The following is a 509-nucleotide window of genomic DNA, read 5'->3' on the forward strand; positions in this document are numbered from 1 at the left end:
TCGCCGATATGGTTCCCTGTGATCTCTACGGCCCGAACCTCCAGCGTTTCCTCATCAATCCCGAAGTGGATCTTGCGCCAGACGCGCCGCTTGGGACCACCATGCTTGCGGGCGTGCCACGCGCCTTCGCCCTCCACCTTGATCCGGGTGCTATCGATTAACTGGTGCAGCGGGCCCTTCGCGCCACGGTAGGGGATGTTTACGGCCAGGGTCTTGTTGCGGCGGGACAGGGTGCTGAAGTCGGGCGCCGCCCAGTCGAGGCCGACCAGCCGCAGCAGGCTTTCGACGAAGCCTGTCGTCTGCCGAAGCGCCATGCCGAACAGCACCATCATCGAAAGGCATGTCTGGATGGCGGCATCGCTGCAGGTCTGCTGGCGGCCACGCCTGCCTGTCGGCGCGGCATCCCAGCTCATCTCGGGGTCAAACAAGATCGCCAGCGAGCCGCGGCGCTTGAGCGCTTCATTGTAGGCTGGCCAGTTCCTGGTCCTGTAGGCCGGGGGAGTAGGTCT

Annotated in this window: 1 protein-coding gene; it reads right to left on the bottom strand. The window is 64.6% G+C overall.

Annotated elements, in window-relative coordinates:
* Positions 1-509: IS5 family transposase (locus ACR1XU_RS23165; protein ID WP_480915726.1), on the bottom strand; the 509-nt coding region annotated here is incomplete at both ends.

Source organism: Ruegeria sp. D1(2025) (assembly GCF_056536425.1).